The sequence below is a fragment of the Legionella maioricensis genome, assembly GCF_023618015.1.
Lineage (GTDB): Bacteria > Pseudomonadota > Gammaproteobacteria > Legionellales > Legionellaceae > Legionella > Legionella maioricensis.
Map to the genome: position 1 here is coordinate 1 of NZ_JAJKBJ010000063.1, position 711 is coordinate 711.

Below are 711 nucleotides of genomic sequence, written 5' to 3' on the forward strand. Positions count from 1 at the left end.
ATTGAATGCGGTATTCCGCATGAAGTAAATTAATAGACTTAAGGGCGGCAAACATCACAGTCAAACTTTTAATATCCTCGACCACTTCAGCCCAGGCCAGACGGCTACAATCATCAATAACACATACTAAATAATAACGTTTAGTACTATTAACAATTAAGTCTTTACTTAGGTAATGGCAATCGATATGACCTAACTCACCGGCTCGTTCTTTAATGATTTGACGTTTATTCGCTTTCATTTTGGGCTTTAATCGATTTAAATGTTCTCGTCGCAATATAGCATACACTCCTGACGGGCTGGGAGTATGTGATTTTAATTTAGGTTTTAAAATAGCATGGATTTCGTAACGATTATTTCCTTTAATGCGTTCCTCGATAACTTTTTGTTCAATTAACGGTAAAGGCCTACGGGTCTTCCATTTAGGTCCTCGTTTTTGTGGCAGTAATTGGCTATCTAACCGCTCTACCTTATAGCGGTTGTAGTATTTTAGAAAGGTCTGACGATTTGTATTATGATGTTTATAAAAATCGCCAACAAACTTGAAATGTGGATGCTTCTTCTCTTTCGTTAATTCATACTCTCGTATTAAAAATCGCCATTTCTGAATGTAATTCCTTTTGAGAGTTTCATCTTCCGTTGTTCTTCTCATTATTCCTCCAACAAAATTATATTGTTACAATTTTGTCAGCGAAATATCTAACATCTACA

1 protein-coding gene is annotated in these 711 nt (G+C 35.6%); it reads right to left on the bottom strand.

The window, feature by feature from the left end:
* The coding region (locus LOX96_RS17495; protein ID WP_250424822.1) for a hypothetical protein at window positions 1-652 on the bottom strand (652 nt) is incomplete at its 3' end.
* Window positions 653-711 lie beyond the last annotated feature (59 nt).